Here is a 15,476-nt window from a genome sequence, read left to right as displayed (position 1 = left end):
AATCAGCAGTCCGGAAGAAGTGGCGGGGCAGGGGGATCAGCCACCTGAGCCATCTAGGGCAGCCAGCATGAAAACCATCCCTGCCCCACCCGCGCTGTCCCAGAGTCGCGAACTCACGGGACGCACTCAAGAAGGTAGGGCGGCATGAGCGGCGGGACGGGGAGCCGTGGGGCCGCCGGGAACGGCGGCGCGGCGGACGGGACGCTGCGCGTCGTCGTGGTCGACGACCACACCGTGATGCGTGCCGGGGTGATCGCGCTGCTCGACGGGGAGACCGGCATCGAGGTGGTCGGGGAGGCGGCCGACGGGCGCGCCGCCCTCGGTCTGGTCGCCCGCCACGACCCGGACGTGGCCCTGGTCGACCTGCGGATGCCCGTGCTGGACGGGGTGGCGACGACCACCGAGATCGTAGCCAGGCACCCGCGCACCCGGGTGCTGATCCTGACCACGTACGACACCGACGCCGACATCGAGCGCGGGGTCGAGGCCGGTGCCATCGGCTATCTGCTCAAGGACACCACCCGCCGGCAGCTGGTCGACGCGATCCGTGCGGCGGCGCGCGGTGAGACGGTGCTGGCTCCCCGGGTGGCGGAGAAGCTGGTCGCGCGGATGCGGCGGCCGGTCCAGGACCCGCTCACCGCCCGCGAGACGGATGTGCTGGCCGCGGTGGCCGACGGGCTGACGAACGCCGAGATCGGCCGACGGCTCGTCATCTCCGAGGCCACCGTCAAGACGCATCTGCTGCGGCTGTTCGCCAAGCTGGACGTGGGCGACCGGACGCGGGCGGTGGTGGTGGCCATGGAGCGCGGGCTGCTGCGGCGGCCGGGATGAGGGTGCGGCGGACCGGCGGTCGGCGTACAGGGACCGCCGGTCGGCGTGTGAACCGGTGGCCGTCTACAGGTTGCTGAAGTCCGGGCCCTTGGTGCGGGTGCGCTTGATCTCGTAGAAGCCGGGGACCGAGGCGACCGCGAGGGTGCCGTCCCAGAGGCGAGCCGCTTCCTCGCCCTTGGGGGCGGGGGTGACGACCGGGCCGAAGAAGGCGATCTGCTCGCCGTTGTCGCCGGGGACCGCGATGACCGGGGTGCCGACCTCCTGGCCGACCTTGTCGATGCCCTCCTTGTGGGAGGCGCGCAGCTCGGCGTCGTAGTCGAAGTCCTTCTGCTCGGCGTAGTCGATCAGCTCGGCGGGCAGGCCGACGTCCGCGAGGGCGCCGGCGATGGCGTCCAGGGTGGGACCCTCGCCGTTGTTGTGGATGCGGGTGCCGAGGGCGGTGTAGAGGGGGCCGAGGACGTCCTCGCCGTGCCGCTGCCAGGCGGCGGTGACCACGCGGATCGGCTGCCAGGCCTTGGTGGCGAGCATCTCCCGGTAGGACTCGGGCAGCTCGTCCAGTTTGTCCTCGTTGAGGACGGCGAGGCTCATGATGTGCCAGCGGACCTCGATGTCGCGGACCTTCTCCACCTCCAGGACCCAGCGGGAGGTCATCCAGGCCCACGGGCACAGCGGGTCGAACCAGAAGTCCACGGGGGTCTTGCCGGGCGTGGTCGCGGTCTCGGACATGCTTCTCCTTGCCGGGAAAGGTCTGTGAAGGGTTCAACCTGTCCGCGGCCGCCCTCATTCCCTGGTGCCCGCTGTCAGGTGTGCGTGGCAGGATCGGTCCTGTTCAGCCCCTGAAGCGATCACGAAGGAGTGCGCGCGTGCCCGGTGAGAATCTGTCCCGTGACGAGGCCCGGGAGCGGGCCGCCCTGCTGTCCGTCGACGGGTACGAGGTGTCCCTGGACCTGCGCTCCGCCGTCGGAGAGGGTCAGGGCGAGCCGCGCACGTTCCGGTCGGTGACCACGATCCGCTTCCGCTGCGGCGAGCCGGGCGCCTCGTCGTTCGCCGACCTCGTCGCCCCAACTGTGACCTCCGTCACGCTCAATGGCCGGGACCTGGATCCCGGTCAGGTCTTCGACGGCTCTCGCATCACGCTGGAGGACCTGGCCGCCGAGAACGAGCTGACCGTCGACGCCCAGTGCGCGTACTCCCGCACCGGTGAGGGCATGCACCGCTTCGTCGACCCCGAGGACGGCGAGGTCTACCTCTACACCCAGTACGAGCCGGCCGACGCCCGCCGCGTCTTCGCCAACTTCGAGCAGCCCGACCTCAAGGCCCCCTACCGCTTCGAGGTGCGGGCGCCGGAGGGCTGGACGGCGTGGAGCAACGGCGCCGGTGAACTGGCCGACGGCGTGTGGCGGTTCGCGGAGACCAAGCCCGTCTCGACGTACATCACCTGTGTGGTCGCGGGCCCGTACCACTACGTGACCGACTCCTACGAGCGGGTCCTGGACGACGGCACCAAGCTGGAGATCCCGCTCGGCGCGATGTGCCGCAAGGGGCTCGCCCCCCACTTCGACGCCGACGACGTCTTCCTGATCACCAAGCAGGGCCTGGACTTCTTCCACGAGCACTTCGACTACCCGTACCCGTTCGGCAAGTACGACCAGGCGTTCGTGCCCGAGTACAACCTGGGCGCGATGGAGAACCCGGGCATGGTGACCTTCCGCGAGGAGTACATCTTCCGCGGCAAGGTGACGCAGGCGTCGTACGAGGGCCGCGCCAACACGATCATGCACGAGATGGCGCACATGTGGTTCGGCGACCTGGTCACCATGGAGTGGTGGGACGACCTGTGGCTGAAGGAGTCCTTCGCGGACTTCATGGGCACCTTCGCCAACGTCGGCGCGACCCGCTTCGGCAACGCCTGGATCACCTTCGCCAACCGCCGCAAGGCCTGGGCCTACCGGGCGGACCAGCTGCCGTCCACGCACCCCGTCACCGCGGACATCCGGGACCTCCAGGACGCCAAGCTCAACTTCGACGGCATCACCTACGCCAAGGGCGCCTCCGTACTGAAGCAACTGGTCGCCTACGTCGGCCAGGACGCCTTCCTGGAGGGCGCCCGCCGCTACTTCAAGCGGCACGCGTACGGCAACACGCGCCTCGGCGACCTGCTCTCGGTGCTGGCCGAGACCAGCGGCCGGGACATGACCGCGTGGTCCCGCTCCTGGCTGCAGACGGCCGGCGTCAACTCCCTCACCCCGCAGGTGCTGCTGGACGCCGACGGCACGGTCGCCGAGCTGGCGGTCCTCCAGGAGGCCGCCGAGACGCACCCGGCGCTGCGCCCGCACCGGGTGGCGGTGGGCCTGTACCGCCGTACCCCCGCCGGGGACCTGGAGCGGTACGCGCGCGTGGAGGCGGACGTCGAGGGGCCGCGCACCGTCGTCGACGGCCTGGCCGGAGCCGAGGCGCCCGAGCTGGTGCTGGTCAACGACGACGACCTCACCTACTGCAAGACCCGCTTCGACGAGACCTCCCTCGCGACCCTGCGCGAGCACCTGGACGCCCTGACCGACCCCCTCGCCCGCGCCCTGTGCTGGTCGGCGCTGTGGAACATGACCCGGGACGCGCTGCTCCCGGCCCGGGACTTCACCGCGCTGGTCCTGCGGTTCGCGGGCCGGGAGTCCGAGATCGGCGTGCTCCAGATGCTGCACGCGTGGGCCGAGTCCGCGCTCGTCCACTACACGGCGCCCGCGGGGCGGGCCACGGGCGAGGCGCTGCTCGCCGAGGGTGCCCTGCGGGAGCTGCGCGCGGCCGAACCGGGCAGCGAGCACCAGCTGGCCTGGGCGCGGTTCTTCGCGCACACGGCCGGCACCGAGTCCGCGCTCGCCCTGCTGAAGGGCCTGCTGGACGGCACCGAGACGATCCCCGGCCTGGAGGTGGACCAGGAGCTGCGCTGGGCGTTCCTGGAGCCCCTCACCGCGCACGGGATCGCGGACGAGCGGGTGCTCGCGGACGAGCTCGCCCGCGACGACACCGCGTCCGGCAAGCGCCACCAGGTCCGCTGCCTGGCCGCCCGCCCCTCGGCCGCGGTCAAGGCGCAGGCCTGGGCCCAGGTCGTGGAGTCCGACACGCTGTCCAACGCCCTGGTGGAGGCCACTATCGCGGGTTTCGACCAGCCCTCGCAGCGGGAGCTGACCGCGCCGTACGCCGAGAAGTACTTCGCCGTCATCGAGCGGATCTGGCAGGAGCGCTCGATCCAGATCGGCATGGACGTCGTACGGGGGCTGTTCCCCTCCTTCCAGGACCGGCGGGAGACGCTGGACGCGACGGACGCGTGGCTCACCGCCCACGCGGACGCGGCCCCGGCGCTGCGCCGGCTCGTCCTGGAGTCCCGGGACGACCTGGCGCGGGCGCTGCGCGGACAGGAGTGCGACGCGGCGGCCGCGGGCCGCTGATCACATCTCACGGCTGATCGCATCGCGCGGCTGATCGCACCTGAACGCTGATCGCACCGACCTTTGGCCTGGGCTTGGCCGGTCGGTGACCGTTACGGAATTCAGGCAACAGGAGCCGTAACCCCTGGTCCTCACCTGATTGGACCAGGGGTTTTCCCTGCCTACTCGGCACCCGAACACCTGGCCTTTAGCGCCGTGTTGTCCGTATTCGTCGATAGCCCTGTAACAGCGGTTAAGAGGGAGTCCCGGCGCGGGAATCCGGTGGCCATGACGCACAACACCCCGCTCTCCCCCCGCCCCCTCCGTCACCTCGCCGGCGGCCGGCACCGCGTGCTGACCACCGCCCAGCTCCGCTCCCGCGGCGTGTCCACGGCCGAGCTGAACGAGCAGTGCCGGTCCGGCGGCCCCTGGCAGCTGCTGCTCCCCAACGTGGTCCTGCTGCACCCGGGGCCGCCGACGAGCGAGGAGCGGCTGCACGCGGCCCTGCTGTACGCGACGCGCGAATCGGCGCCGGGCGTCCCGGCCCAGCCCACCGCCGACGACCCGCACCACTCGCCGTACCCCGAGGCGGTGATCACGGGTATGGCCGCGCTCGCCCTGTACGGCTTCGCCTCCGCCCCGCCGCTGCCGTCCCTGGACCGCGTCGACGTCCTGGTCCCGCGGCTGCGCCGGCTGCGCTCCACGGGCCACGTCCGCGTCATCCGCACCCCCGCCCTGCCGACGCCCCGCGCGGTCATGGGGCTGCCCGTCGCACCCGTGCCGCGCGCGCTGGCGGACGCGGTGGCGGACCTCAGCGACGCGGCGGCGGTACGGCGTCTGCTCACGGAGGCGGTGCGCGGCGGCCACTGCGAACCGGCGTCCGTCGTCCGGGAGCTGACCGGTGCGAAGCTGCTGAACCGGCCCCAGGTGGTGGACGCCGTGGACTCGCTGGTGGCGGAGGGCCGTACCGTCGCCGAGGACCGGCTCTACCGGATGGTCGGCGAGTACGGCCTCCCCGACCCGGTCTGGAACGTCGACCTGCGCCTGCCCGGCGGCCCCCACCTCGGCGGCCTCGACGCGTACTGGCCCGAACAGGCCGTCGCCGTGGAACTGGACACGCGGGCGCCGTGCCGTGACGACGACGCGCTGTGGTCGGAGTACGCCCGCAAGCGCGAGCACCTGGAACGGCTCGGCATCACCGTCGTCCACGTCACCCCCCGCAAGCTCCGGGAGTCCCTGGAACAACAGGCGGCGGTGATCCGTACGGCCCTGATGGCGTCCGCCGACCGCGACCCGGCCGCCTATGTCGTGGTGCTGCCCCGGTAGTGACGGACCGGAGCGGGCATCAGGAGGGGAGAGGAGGGGCCACCGGACCTGAACGCCGGTGGCCCCTCCTCGCGCGTCCGGCGCGCACGCGGGCCACCAGGTCGGCCGCGGCCCCGTCCCAGCGCGGGTGGTCGAAGGCGAAGCCCGCGTCGAGGAGGCGGCCGGGCACGACCCGCCGGCTCTTGAGCAGCAGTTCGGTGTCGGAGCGCAGCGCGAGGGCGCCGAGTCCGGCCATCCACGCGGTGGCGGGCAGGCCGACGGGCACGCCCCAGGCGGCCCGGAGGTCGTGCATGAACATGCGCTGGGGCAGCGGCTCGGGGGCCGCGAGGTTGACCGGGCCGGTCAGGTGGTCCCGTTCGACGAGGAACGCGACGGCGCGGGCGAAGTCGCGGTCGTGGATCCAGGACACGTACTGCGCCCCGCCCGCGACCGGTCCGCCGAGACCGAGCCGGGCCAGCCGCAGCAGGACGTCGAAGACGCCACCCCGGTCCGGGCTCATCACCATGGCGGAGCGCAGCGCGACCTTCCGGGTGTGCGGGGTGTCCGCCTCCTCCTGAGCGCGTTCCCAGGCCTTGGCGATGTCGACGCTGTAGGCCCAGTAGCCGGGAACGCCCGGTTCGGCGCCGCCGATCACGCCGGTCCGCTCGTCGTTGGGGGCGTCGTAGCGGTGGGCGTAGACGGTGGCGGTGCTCATCTGCAGCCAGAGGCGCGGCGGCCGGGCCGCGGCGGCGATCGCCTCGCCCACCACCCGGGCGGAGTCCACCCGCGAGTCCATCATCGCCCGCAGGTTGGTGGCGGTGTACCGGCAGCTGACGCTGCGGCCGGCGAGGTTGACGACGACGTCGCTGCCGTCGATCTCGCCCGCCCACGGCCCCAGGGTCCGGCCGTCCCAGGCGACCTCGCCCGGGGCCGCCGGCCGCCTGGTCAGCACCACCACGTCATGTCCGGCCGCGGTCAGCTCGCGCTTGAGGACCGTACCGACCTGGCCGGTTCCCCCGGGCATCACGATCTTCATCGGGCCACTTCCCCTCACGGTGTGACAGTGACCCTAGCGCAGATTTGAACGCGTTCAAAACACGCCCCGGGGAAGGCGCCGGCTCAGGATTCACCGGGCGCAGTACTCCGCCTCGGTCACCGCGTCCGAGTCGCCCGCCCAGTCGCCGTTGAAGTTGAAGGCCAGGGAGTGGCGGCCGTCGGCGGTGGTCATGGCGTCGGAGACCGAGCCGTGGATGCCGCCGTCGTGGCCCCAGACGTGGACGCCGCAGGGCAGGGTGCGGTCCATGAGGCCGAGACCGTAGCGGACGTTCGGGGCGCCGTCGATCTTCACGGTGGTCTTCATCTCCTTCAGCTGCTTCGCGGGGAGCAGCCGGCCGCGCAGGAGAGCGCTGTAGAAGCGGTCGAGGTCGGCGGAGTCGGAGATCATCTCGCCGGCGGAGGAGGCGAGGGACGGGTTCAGGGCGGTGACGTCGTACGACGGGCCGGACACCGGCTGCCCGAGCTTGGAATAGGCGCGGCTGCTCGGGTGCGGGACGGTGACCCGGGTGCCGGGGACGGAGGTGGCGCGCAGGTGCAGCGGGCGGATGATCCGGCGGGTGATCTCGGTGGCGTAGGAGTGTCCGGTCACCTTCTCGATGATCATGCCGGCCACGACGTAGTTGGTGTTGGAGTACTCCCACTTCGCACCCGGCGCAAAGACCGGCGCGTGCCGCATGGCGATCGCCACCAGCCGGGCCGGGGTGAGGGTGTCGTAGCGGTGCCGGAAGAACCCGTCCTTGGCGAAGTAGGCGGCCTGGAAGCCGGGGTCGGAGGTGTAGTTGTAGATGCCGCTGGTGTGGTTGAGGATCTGGCGGACGGTGATCCGGCGGCCGTCGTGGCCGTGGCCGTCGACCACTCCGGGCAGCCACTTCTCCACGGTGTCGTCCAGGGACAGCCGGCCCTCGGCCTCCAGTTGGAGCAGCACGGTGGAGACGAAGGTCTTGGTGATGCTGCCGACCCGGTAGCGGTCGGCGGTGGAGCGCGGCCGGTGCGTGCGGAGGTCGCCGACGCCGGCCGTGGCGGACCAGGTGCCGCGGGTGTCCTTCGCGGTGACGGTCACACCGGGGGCCCCGGCCGCGACCTGCGCCTCGATCGCCTTCCGGGTGCCCGAGTGGCCGTCCTCGGCGACGGTTCCGGCCCGGCCGGCGGCGACGGCGGGGCCGGCGAGGGCCGCCGTGAGGAGCAGGGCGGTGGTGCCCACCAGTGTCGTGCGTGCGCGCATGTCGTTCCCCAGAGTGAGCTGTACGGTGCGGTCGCGGGGAGGGACTTGAGCGGGCCGGCCGGGGTTGCGCCGGTACGGGCCGGTTGAGCGAATATCGGCCATTGCGTGAATATCAGCCTTTCTCCAGCACGAGTTCGGTGTTCCGGTCCGCGGGCCGGCCCGCGAGCGTCCGGTTGGCGCCGGGCGCGTTCCAGGCGAGTTCACGGTAGAGGGCGGCCAGGCCGGTCTGCGAGAGGTCGGTGTGGTCCGCGCGGTGCGGGGCGGCGGATTCGATCAGGGTGGTGTGGAGCGAGAGGGTGCCGTCCCGGTTGTCCACCAGTTCCACGACGCGGGCGAGTTGCGGGTGGTCGACGTGGGAGGCGGTGGAGATCTCCCAGAAGGGGCGGCCGCCGGCCGTCCGGTGCGGGGTGACGACGTTGCGGTGGATGTGGCCGTTCACCCAGGCCAGCACCCTGCCATGGGTGGCGAGGGCCGAGACCACCTCGGCGCCGCCGTGCCGCCGCTCGCCCGGGCGGGCCGGGTCGGGGCGGGTGTTGGTCATCGACGTGCTCGTGTGATGGCTGAAGACGATCGCGTAGGAGTCCTTGTTCTCGTCCAGGGTCCGACGCAGCCAGCGCAGCTGGGCGGTGCCGACGGAGCCCTCGTAGTGACCGCCCGGGTCGGTGGTGTCGAGGCTGACGCCGATGACGTCGTCGGCGATCCGGAAGGCGTAGTACTGGGTGCCCGCGTCCAGGTTCGCCGGGGAGTAGCCGTGCCCTGCCGGGCCGTGCCCCTGGTGGGCGGGGTCGAGGTGGGCCTTGAGGTAGTCGTCCCGGGTGTACGGGGCGCGCCGCTCGTCCGGGGTGACCGGGCGCAGGGAGCGGGTGTGGGCCTTGAGGAAGTCGCGGTAGGCGACGCCCTTCGGGTCGGTGGCGTTCTTGATGGCGTCCTGGAGCTTCCTGGCCTCGGAGACGGTGACGTCCATCAGCTTCTTCCCGCCGATGGCCGCCTCGGTGAGGTAGGGGTCCCCGTGCGAGCCGTAGCAGCCCAGCGGGAGGCTGTCGTGGTTGCCGACGGTGGAGTACCAGGGCAGGGCGAGGCCGGGGCTGCGCACCTCGCGGACCGCGGCGGCCAGGAACCCCGTCAGGTGCGGGAAGCCGAGCGCCTTGTCGTGGTCGCGGCGGGTGGAGCCGGGCTGCCAGTACAGGGGGAGCCCGCTGTTCTGCACGCCCTCGTAGTGCCGGGGGTCCCCGGAGTCCGGGGTGATCCGGCCGCCGCTCATCACCTTCATGAACCAGTCGAGTTCGGTGCGGGCGTTGTTGTCGGTGTTGTCGCCGGTGGTCATGACGAAACGGAGCGGGGCGCCGGTGACCGGGGCGCCGCGCAGCGCGTTGACCCGCTCCACGAGGGCGACCGCGCCGGGCACCGTCAGCGCCTCCTGCGGGCGCCAGGCGTGCGGGTCGGCCGCGCGCAGGAACTCCGCGCGCAACGGGTGCTGCACGTCCGTCAGATGCAGGTCGGTGAACTGGACGAACGCGGCGAGGGCCGTACGGCGGTCCGCGCGGCCGGACCCGGGGTGCGCCAGGTCGGTGCGCACGACCCGGGGCCAGCCGGGTCCGTCACCGAGGCGGCGGTAGCCGGAGCCGCCACTGGGGGTGGCGACGGACTCCAGGGTGGTTCCCCGGGTCGAGGGGCCGGTCCTCCTGGCGGCCGCGCGGTCTGCCGGAGCGGGCCCGGCGCCGGGGCCCGAGGGTCCTTCGGCGTGGGCGGCGGTCTGTGCGGCGGTCCGGCCGTGGGCCGGGCGGAGTGCGTAGCCGGTGCCCGCGGTCAGCGAGACCGCGCCGGCGGCGGCGAGGACGGTACGGCGGCGGGCCCCCTGGGCGGAGGCGGCGGCAGAGCGTGTGCGCGACATGGCGCGATCTCCCCGGGTGCGAACGCGTCGGCAGTGGTCGCGGGGCCACCGCTGGCGCGAACGCCCCGCTCGCTCTGGATGGTCGGCACCGGGGATGACCCGTGCGTGAACGCGACGGCAACGGTCGACGCCCATCGCCGTACGGGAGCGCGGGGCGCCGACCGCGGTCACGGGGCCGACCTCGGCCGGCCCCGGCCCGGCAACTCCGCGTTCATGCGCGGGGGAAGGGGGCGATTCCCGGGGCTCGTGCCCGGGCTTGTTTCGGCGCTTGTGCCGGCGCTCGCGCCGGGTGTGTGTCGAGGGTGCTCGTCTCGGGGTTCCAGGGCGCTGGGCGTTCCGTTCTAGGACACCGGCCGTTCCGTGGTCGCCCTGCCCGAGGGCGGGCGTTCGCGCCACAGGCGGAGTGCGGTGTCGACGAGGCGGATACGGGCCAGGCCGGGTACGGCGTCCAGGTCGTGCCAGGCGGCGAAGTCGGTGGAGCCGTTGACCTCGTGGCGGAGGTCGCCGCCGGTGATCTCGCCGGTGTAGACGATCCGCACGCCGTGGTGGTCGACGCTGCGGCGACCGAGGCGGCCCCGGATCGGGACGTGATGGGAGTCGATGCCGAGGAGGCCGGTCACCTCGATGCGGTAGCCGGTCTCCTCGGTGACTTCGCGGCGCACGGTGTCGTACGGGTCCTCGCCGTGCTCCATGCCGCCGCCGGGGAGCACCCACTCGGGTGTGCCGTCGGGGGCCGGTGAGCGGGCGAGGAGTATCTGACCGTCGCGGACACAAACGGCGTAGGCCGCCACCCTCAACTTCCGTCGCATCACAGGGACGTTAGCGCGCGATGTCGGGATTGGCCGGTGAATACTCCGGTGCCGTCCAGCGCAGGGGCAGGGCGGCGGGCCGGTGCACGGCCTCGGTCAGGGTGAAGCGGACGGTCCGTTCGCCGTCGTCGCCGAACTCGGTGCGCGCCTCGCCGCTGAGGTGCAGGGTGTCGCCCGTCGTCCAGTCCAGGAGGAGCAGTCCCGCGCGCGGGTCGGTGCTCAGGTTGCCCAGGGTGAGGAACATGGCGTTGCCGGGGTAGTCCCGCCAGGTCAGGTCCACGGGTGAAGTGGCCCGCACGAAACCGGGGTTGCCGCCCCGGTGGCTGACGTCGGCGCCGGTGCCGTGGACGGTGGCGAGGAAGAAGGTGTCGGCCGAGGCGATGAACGCCCGCTGCTCCGCGTCGAGTTGCCGCAGTCGCCGGACCGCTCCCGGCCGGCGCTCGGCCGCCCACTCGTAACTCTCCCTGCGCTGGATGTGTTTCGGGCAGTTGGAGAACACCTGCTCCGCCGTGACCGCGAAACCGCGCGCCGTGGGCCGCAGCCGGCCGTTGAGGCGCATACGGCGCCGGGTGCGGGGGTCGACGGCGATGGTGCCGACGGGGGTGTCCGGGGTGGTGAGCGCGGTGTGCAGGGGGTCGGCCGGGTGCGGCTCACCGAGGACGGACATCTGCCGGGGCCCGGTGGCCCGGACGAAGCCGGGGGAGCCCGCGAGGGGCGAGGCCCACGCCCTGCCGGTGGCCGGGTCGGCGGCGCCGACGACCAGCAGAGGCTGGAGTTCGAGGAACGCGGCGGCGACCGGTTTGATGCCCTGCCCCAGCGAACGGCCCACGTGCTCGGCGCGCTCCCGGACCCCGACCCGTTCCTGCACGGCCAGCGAGCCGGCGTGATACACCCCCATGGCTAGAAGAAGCCGCAGGTCGGGGCGGTGGCGTGTGGCGCGGGGGCGCCTTCCGCGCCGTCCGGGACGGAGATTTCCAGGCGGGTGCCGTCCGGGTCGTGGAAGAAGATCCCGCCGGAGGCGGAGCCCTCCCGGTGGGCGACGACGCCCTCGTGGGCGAAGCGCACCCCGGCGGCGCGCAGCGCCGTCTCGTAGGCGCGGACCCGCTCCACCGAGTCGGCGGTGAAGGCCAGGTGGTGCAGTCCGGCGCGGTCGCCGTCGTACGACTCCTGCGCCTGCTGCCAGAGCGTGAGGACGGGTTCGCCACTGTCGCCGTCGCCGTCGCCGAGGAACGCGTGGCGGCGGCCGTCCTCCTTGCCCTCGGCGAGCAGGGTGAAGCCCAGGACGTCCCGGTAGAAGGCCAGCGAACGGTCCAGGTCGGTGACGTTCAGGCCGGTGTGGCCGGTGCGCAAGGTCATGTCTTTCCCCTTCGGCATGTCTAACCGTCATAAATGAGATTAGACAGTTAGATGCGAAGGCGTCAACCAGTGACTTACCCTTGAGTGGTTAGCCGGGGGTTGTCCGAGAAGGAGTGTCCGATGTCCCTCGTCCGCGACCCGCGCCCGCTCACGGGAGAGCCTCTCGCGCTCGACCTGCTGAACACGCGCTGGAACAGGGAAGGCGTCGTCCAGGACCTGCTCACCGACACCGACGGACTGGCGGTGTGGCTGGCGGGCAACGGGCTCGACGCGGCCCACCCCGCCGATCCGGCCGTGCTGCGCCATGTGCGGGAGGCGCGCGAGGCGCTGCGCGCGGTGGTGGACGGACCGGTCGCGGAGGGGGCCCCGCTGGTCGACGCCGTGCTGGCGCACGGGCGGGTGCGGGTACGGCTGACCGGCGAGGGCCCCGCCGAGGAGCCCGAGTTCACCGACCCGGCCTGGGGGCCGGCCTGGCTGGCCGCCCGCAACTACCTGGACCTGCTGGCCCAGGCGCCGGACCGGATCCGCCGGTGCGCCCACGAGAGCTGTGTCCTGCACTTCTTCGACACGTCCCGCAACGGCACCCGCCGCTGGTGCTCGATGGCGGCGTGCGGCAACCGCGCGAAGGCCTCCCGCCACTACGCCCGCTCGAGGGAGGGCTGAGCGGAGCGGGGTGGGCCGGTGGACAGGGGGTGCGCCTCAGGTGTCTCAGGACGGGCAGCCGGCCTGCCCGGACGCCTGTTCGGGACCGGACAGCGCATCGGCGATCCAGGCCCGGTCGGCGGCGACGCGGCTGTCCCCCACCGCCCACACGCTCGCGTGGTCGGTGCCCCGGGGGACGGACACCAGGACGTGCTGCCCCCGGCGCGGCGCGGGGTCCGCCCCGGCGTCGAGGAGGAAGGAGACCTCGGCCGGCCCGTGCGCGGGCCGGTACCGGTGTCCGACGCGCACCGAGACCCGGTCCGCCCCGTCCGCTCCCGGCTCCACCCGGACCACGCTGCCCTCGACGACCAGCCGGGCGCAGGCGAGGTCGACGCCCTTGCCGTCCGGCGCCGCTCCGTCACCGTTCGCACCGCCCCGCGCGGCCGAGTCGCTCTTGGCGTCGGCCCCGTCGGCCGTTCCCCCGCCTCCGCCCTGCGCGGCGAGCCACCCCAGCCCGGCGAGCAGGCCCACGGCAGCGGCCCCGGCAACCGACCCGAGGGCGACCCGCAGGACACGCCGGGCACCGGAGGGCCGACCGGGTCGCGACGGCGCCGCCGGCCGACGCCCAGTGCCCCGTTCCCGCCGCACGGACTTCGCCGGCGGCACGGCCCGCGCGGATGGCGCCTCCGGCACCCCGTCGCGCGCCCCGCCGTCCTGCGGCTCCTCCCTCAGGGCCTCCCCCGTCAGGGTTTCCGCGATCCACGTGAGCTGCTGCCGCAGCACCGCGAGGTCGGTCTCGGCGGCGTGGTGGGCGGAGCGGAAGGTCTCGTCGGGGTGGGCGTCCACTGCCTCGGGCAGGGGATCGCCGGTGATCGCGGCCATCAGGGCGTCGTCCGGGCCGTCGTACTCGCGCGGCTCCACGCCCCCGTCTCGGGCGGCCATCTCACACCACCTCGTCCTCGTGCAGCCGGTCGCGCAGCGCCCGGACCGCCGTGTGCAGCCGGCTCTTGACCGTGCCCTCGGGAACGCCGAGTTCCTCGGCGATCGTGCGCACCGGCAGGTCGGCGAAGAAGCGCAGGACCAGCACCTGCCGCTGGGCGTCGGGGAGTTCGTCCAGCCCCTGGGCCACGGCGAGGGACAGCACGCTGGTCTCCTCCCCGGAGGGGTGCGCGGGCTCCCGCAACGAGGCCAGCCGCTCCCCCAGACGTTCCTGGCGCCGCTTGGCCCGGTGCCAGTCCATGGCGAGGTTGGAGGCGACCACCGCCGCCCACGCCGACACGTCCCGCGGCGCCTCCCGCCCGCCCGCGGCCCGCTCCAGCAACCGCAGGCGGACCTGCTGCACCCCGTCCGGCAGGTCCGCCTGCGGCACGCCGCCGAGCGCGAGCACCGCCCGCACCCGGCGTTCCTGCGCCGCGTCCAGTGGATCCCCGCCGGCCCGGTCCGCACCGGCGTCGTACGCCTGAGCACCACGGCGCGCCCCTCCGCGCAGCACACGCCCCCCCCTCCCGCATCCGCCCCTACGACGCGCGAGCACGCGGAAACGTTCGGCCCGGCGTCCAGAACCCGGAGAGGCGTACGTCACACCGTTGTGTGACGTGGGCACGGCGGGGCAGGGACGGGCACAGCACAGCTTCCGGCGGGAGGCCGCCGCCGAGGGAACATCTGCAGCTCAGCGCGGTGTACGACGGAGTTCCGGAACCGTACGCCGCTTGGTCGTGTCCCACTTTCCGGGCAGACCCGGCAAAGGATTGGACAGGTGGACCGGGGTCGGCCGCATCATGGAAAAGCCCCGGTCATGCGAAGGCACGCAGCACGAGAGATACAGAGGGAGACGCCGTGAGGGTCGGAATCGTCGGAGCCACCGGACAGGTCGGCACGGTCATGCGCAGGATCCTGGCGGAGCGGAACTTCCCCGTCAGCGAGCTGCGCCTGTTCGCCTCGGCCCGCTCGGCGGGGACGATCCTGGACGGCGTGACGGTGGAGGACGCCTCGACGGCCGACTACACCGGCCTGGACATCGTCCTGTTCTCCGCAGGCGGCGCGACCTCCCGTGCACTGGCCGAGAAGGTGGCCTCGCAGGGCGCCGTCGTGATCGACAACTCCTCGGCGTGGCGCCGGGACCCCGAGGTGCCCCTCGTCGTCTCCGAGGTGAACCCGCACGCGATCACCGACCGCCCCAAGGGCATCATCGCCAACCCGAACTGCACCACGATGGCCGCGATGCCGGCCCTGAAGGTGCTGCACGAGGAGGCGGGCCTCGAAGCGCTGATCGTCGCCACCTACCAGGCGGTGTCCGGCTCGGGCCTCGCGGGCGTCGCCGAGCTGCACGGGCAGGTGCAGAAGGTGGCCGCCGACGCGGACAAGCTGACCCACGACGGGGCGGCGGTGGACTTCCCCGAGCCGGGGGTCTACAAGCGCACGATCGCCTTCAACGTGCTGCCGCTGGCGGGTTCGATCGTGGACGACGGTCTGAACGAGACCGACGAGGAGCAGAAGCTGCGCCACGAGTCCCGCAAGATCCTGGAGATCCCCGCTCTGAAGGTCTCCGGCACCTGTGTGCGGGTCCCCGTGTTCTCCGGTCACTCGCTGCAGGTCAACGCCCGTTTCGCGCGCCCGATCTCCCCGGAGCGCGCCACGGAGCTGCTCGCGGCGGCCCCCGGTGTGGCCCTCTCCGACATCCCGACCCCGCTGCAGGCGGCCGGTCAGGACCCGGCGTACGTCGGCCGCATCCGCCGTGACGAGACGGCGGACAACGGCCTCGCGCTGTTCATCTCCAACGACAACCTCCGCAAGGGCGCGGCCCTGAACGCGGTGCAGGTCGCGGAGCTGGTGGCGGCGGAGCTGTCCTCGAAGAAGTAATCCCGGCCCGCCACGGCATGGCACGGCACGGTCGAAGGGGCGGTCACGTGTTCACGTGACCGCCCCTTCGCGCGTCCGGTGCG

At 72.9% G+C, this 15,476-nt stretch carries 14 protein-coding genes; 5 read left to right on the top strand and 9 right to left on the bottom strand.

Annotated features, from left to right (window positions below; all coding sequences use genetic code 11):
• The first annotated feature begins 144 nt into the window (after nucleotides 1–144).
• The gene (locus ABZ854_RS34365; protein WP_361219150.1) at nucleotides 145–831 is read left to right on the top strand and encodes a response regulator transcription factor; all 687 of its coding nucleotides are present in this window, start codon (nucleotides 145–147) and stop codon (nucleotides 829–831) included.
• 63 nt (nucleotides 832–894) lie between these two features.
• On the opposite strand, the gene ABZ854_RS34360 is transcribed toward ABZ854_RS34365, so the two are convergent.
• Nucleotides 895–1,557 carry a DsbA family protein gene (locus ABZ854_RS34360; protein ID WP_361219147.1) on the bottom strand — a complete coding sequence of 221 codons (663 nt, stop codon included), beginning with the start codon at nucleotides 1,555–1,557 and terminating at the stop codon, nucleotides 895–897.
• Nucleotides 1,558–1,694: 137 nt separating this feature from the next.
• Here ABZ854_RS34360 and pepN point away from each other — a divergent pair, with 137 nt between their 5' ends.
• Together pepN and ABZ854_RS34350 are read left to right on the top strand one after the other, a co-directional pair.
• A complete protein-coding gene (gene pepN, locus ABZ854_RS34355; RefSeq protein ID WP_361219144.1) occupies nucleotides 1,695–4,274 on the top strand; it encodes an aminopeptidase N in 2,580 nt (859 codons plus the stop codon).
• A 267-nt stretch (nucleotides 4,275–4,541) separates the two neighbouring features.
• Nucleotides 4,542–5,579 carry a hypothetical protein gene (locus ABZ854_RS34350; protein ID WP_361219141.1) on the top strand — a complete coding sequence of 346 codons (1,038 nt, stop codon included), beginning with the start codon at nucleotides 4,542–4,544 and terminating at the stop codon, nucleotides 5,577–5,579.
• 19 nt (nucleotides 5,580–5,598) lie between these two features.
• Here ABZ854_RS34350 and ABZ854_RS34345 read toward each other — a convergent pair whose 3' ends face one another.
• From ABZ854_RS34345 to ABZ854_RS34320, 6 genes are all read right to left on the bottom strand, one after another.
• Nucleotides 5,599–6,594, bottom strand: coding sequence for a DUF1731 domain-containing protein (locus ABZ854_RS34345; RefSeq protein ID WP_361219138.1), 996 nt, complete (start codon nucleotides 6,592–6,594; stop codon nucleotides 5,599–5,601).
• Nucleotides 6,595–6,684: 90 nt separating this feature from the next.
• Complete coding sequence (locus ABZ854_RS34340; RefSeq protein ID WP_361219135.1) at nucleotides 6,685–7,836, bottom strand: serine hydrolase domain-containing protein; 1,152 nt, start codon at nucleotides 7,834–7,836, stop codon at nucleotides 6,685–6,687.
• Nucleotides 7,837–7,948: 112 nt separating this feature from the next.
• Nucleotides 7,949–9,727 (bottom strand): TIGR03767 family metallophosphoesterase, encoded by a 1,779-nt coding sequence (locus ABZ854_RS34335; protein ID WP_361219132.1) that lies wholly within the window; start codon nucleotides 9,725–9,727, stop codon nucleotides 7,949–7,951.
• A 341-nt stretch (nucleotides 9,728–10,068) separates the two neighbouring features.
• Nucleotides 10,069–10,536, bottom strand: coding sequence for an NUDIX hydrolase (locus tag ABZ854_RS34330; protein WP_361219129.1), 468 nt, complete (start codon nucleotides 10,534–10,536; stop codon nucleotides 10,069–10,071).
• 10 nt (nucleotides 10,537–10,546) lie between these two features.
• Nucleotides 10,547–11,434: a pyridoxamine 5'-phosphate oxidase family protein gene (locus tag ABZ854_RS34325; RefSeq protein ID WP_361219126.1), complete on the bottom strand. Its 888-nt coding sequence runs from the start codon at nucleotides 11,432–11,434 to the stop codon at nucleotides 10,547–10,549.
• A 2-nt stretch (nucleotides 11,435–11,436) separates the two neighbouring features.
• On the bottom strand, nucleotides 11,437–11,892 hold the full coding sequence (locus ABZ854_RS34320) for a VOC family protein (protein WP_361219123.1): 456 nt from the start codon (nucleotides 11,890–11,892) through the stop codon (nucleotides 11,437–11,439).
• 120 nt (nucleotides 11,893–12,012) lie between these two features.
• Between ABZ854_RS34320 and ABZ854_RS34315 the strand changes: the two genes are divergently transcribed.
• A complete protein-coding gene (locus tag ABZ854_RS34315; RefSeq protein WP_361219120.1) occupies nucleotides 12,013–12,555 on the top strand; it encodes a CGNR zinc finger domain-containing protein in 543 nt (180 codons plus the stop codon).
• Between the two features lie 45 nt (nucleotides 12,556–12,600).
• Here ABZ854_RS34315 and ABZ854_RS34310 read toward each other — a convergent pair whose 3' ends face one another.
• A complete protein-coding gene (locus ABZ854_RS34310; protein ID WP_361219118.1) occupies nucleotides 12,601–13,476 on the bottom strand; it encodes a hypothetical protein in 876 nt (291 codons plus the stop codon).
• A gap of 1 nt (nucleotide 13,477) precedes the next feature.
• Nucleotides 13,478–13,954, bottom strand: coding sequence for a sigma-70 family RNA polymerase sigma factor (locus ABZ854_RS34305; protein WP_361219155.1), 477 nt, complete (start codon nucleotides 13,952–13,954; stop codon nucleotides 13,478–13,480).
• A gap of 416 nt (nucleotides 13,955–14,370) precedes the next feature.
• Here ABZ854_RS34305 and ABZ854_RS34300 point away from each other — a divergent pair, with 416 nt between their 5' ends.
• Complete coding sequence (locus ABZ854_RS34300; RefSeq protein ID WP_361219115.1) at nucleotides 14,371–15,393, top strand: aspartate-semialdehyde dehydrogenase; 1,023 nt, start codon at nucleotides 14,371–14,373, stop codon at nucleotides 15,391–15,393.
• The last annotated feature ends 83 nt before the right edge of the window (nucleotides 15,394–15,476 follow it).

Source organism: Streptomyces sp. NPDC047028, assembly GCF_040644095.1.
Taxonomy (GTDB): domain Bacteria; phylum Actinomycetota; class Actinomycetes; order Streptomycetales; family Streptomycetaceae; genus Streptomyces.
The sequence above is the reverse complement of the archived record's forward strand: the minus strand, read 5'-3'. Positions and strand labels throughout refer to the sequence as shown.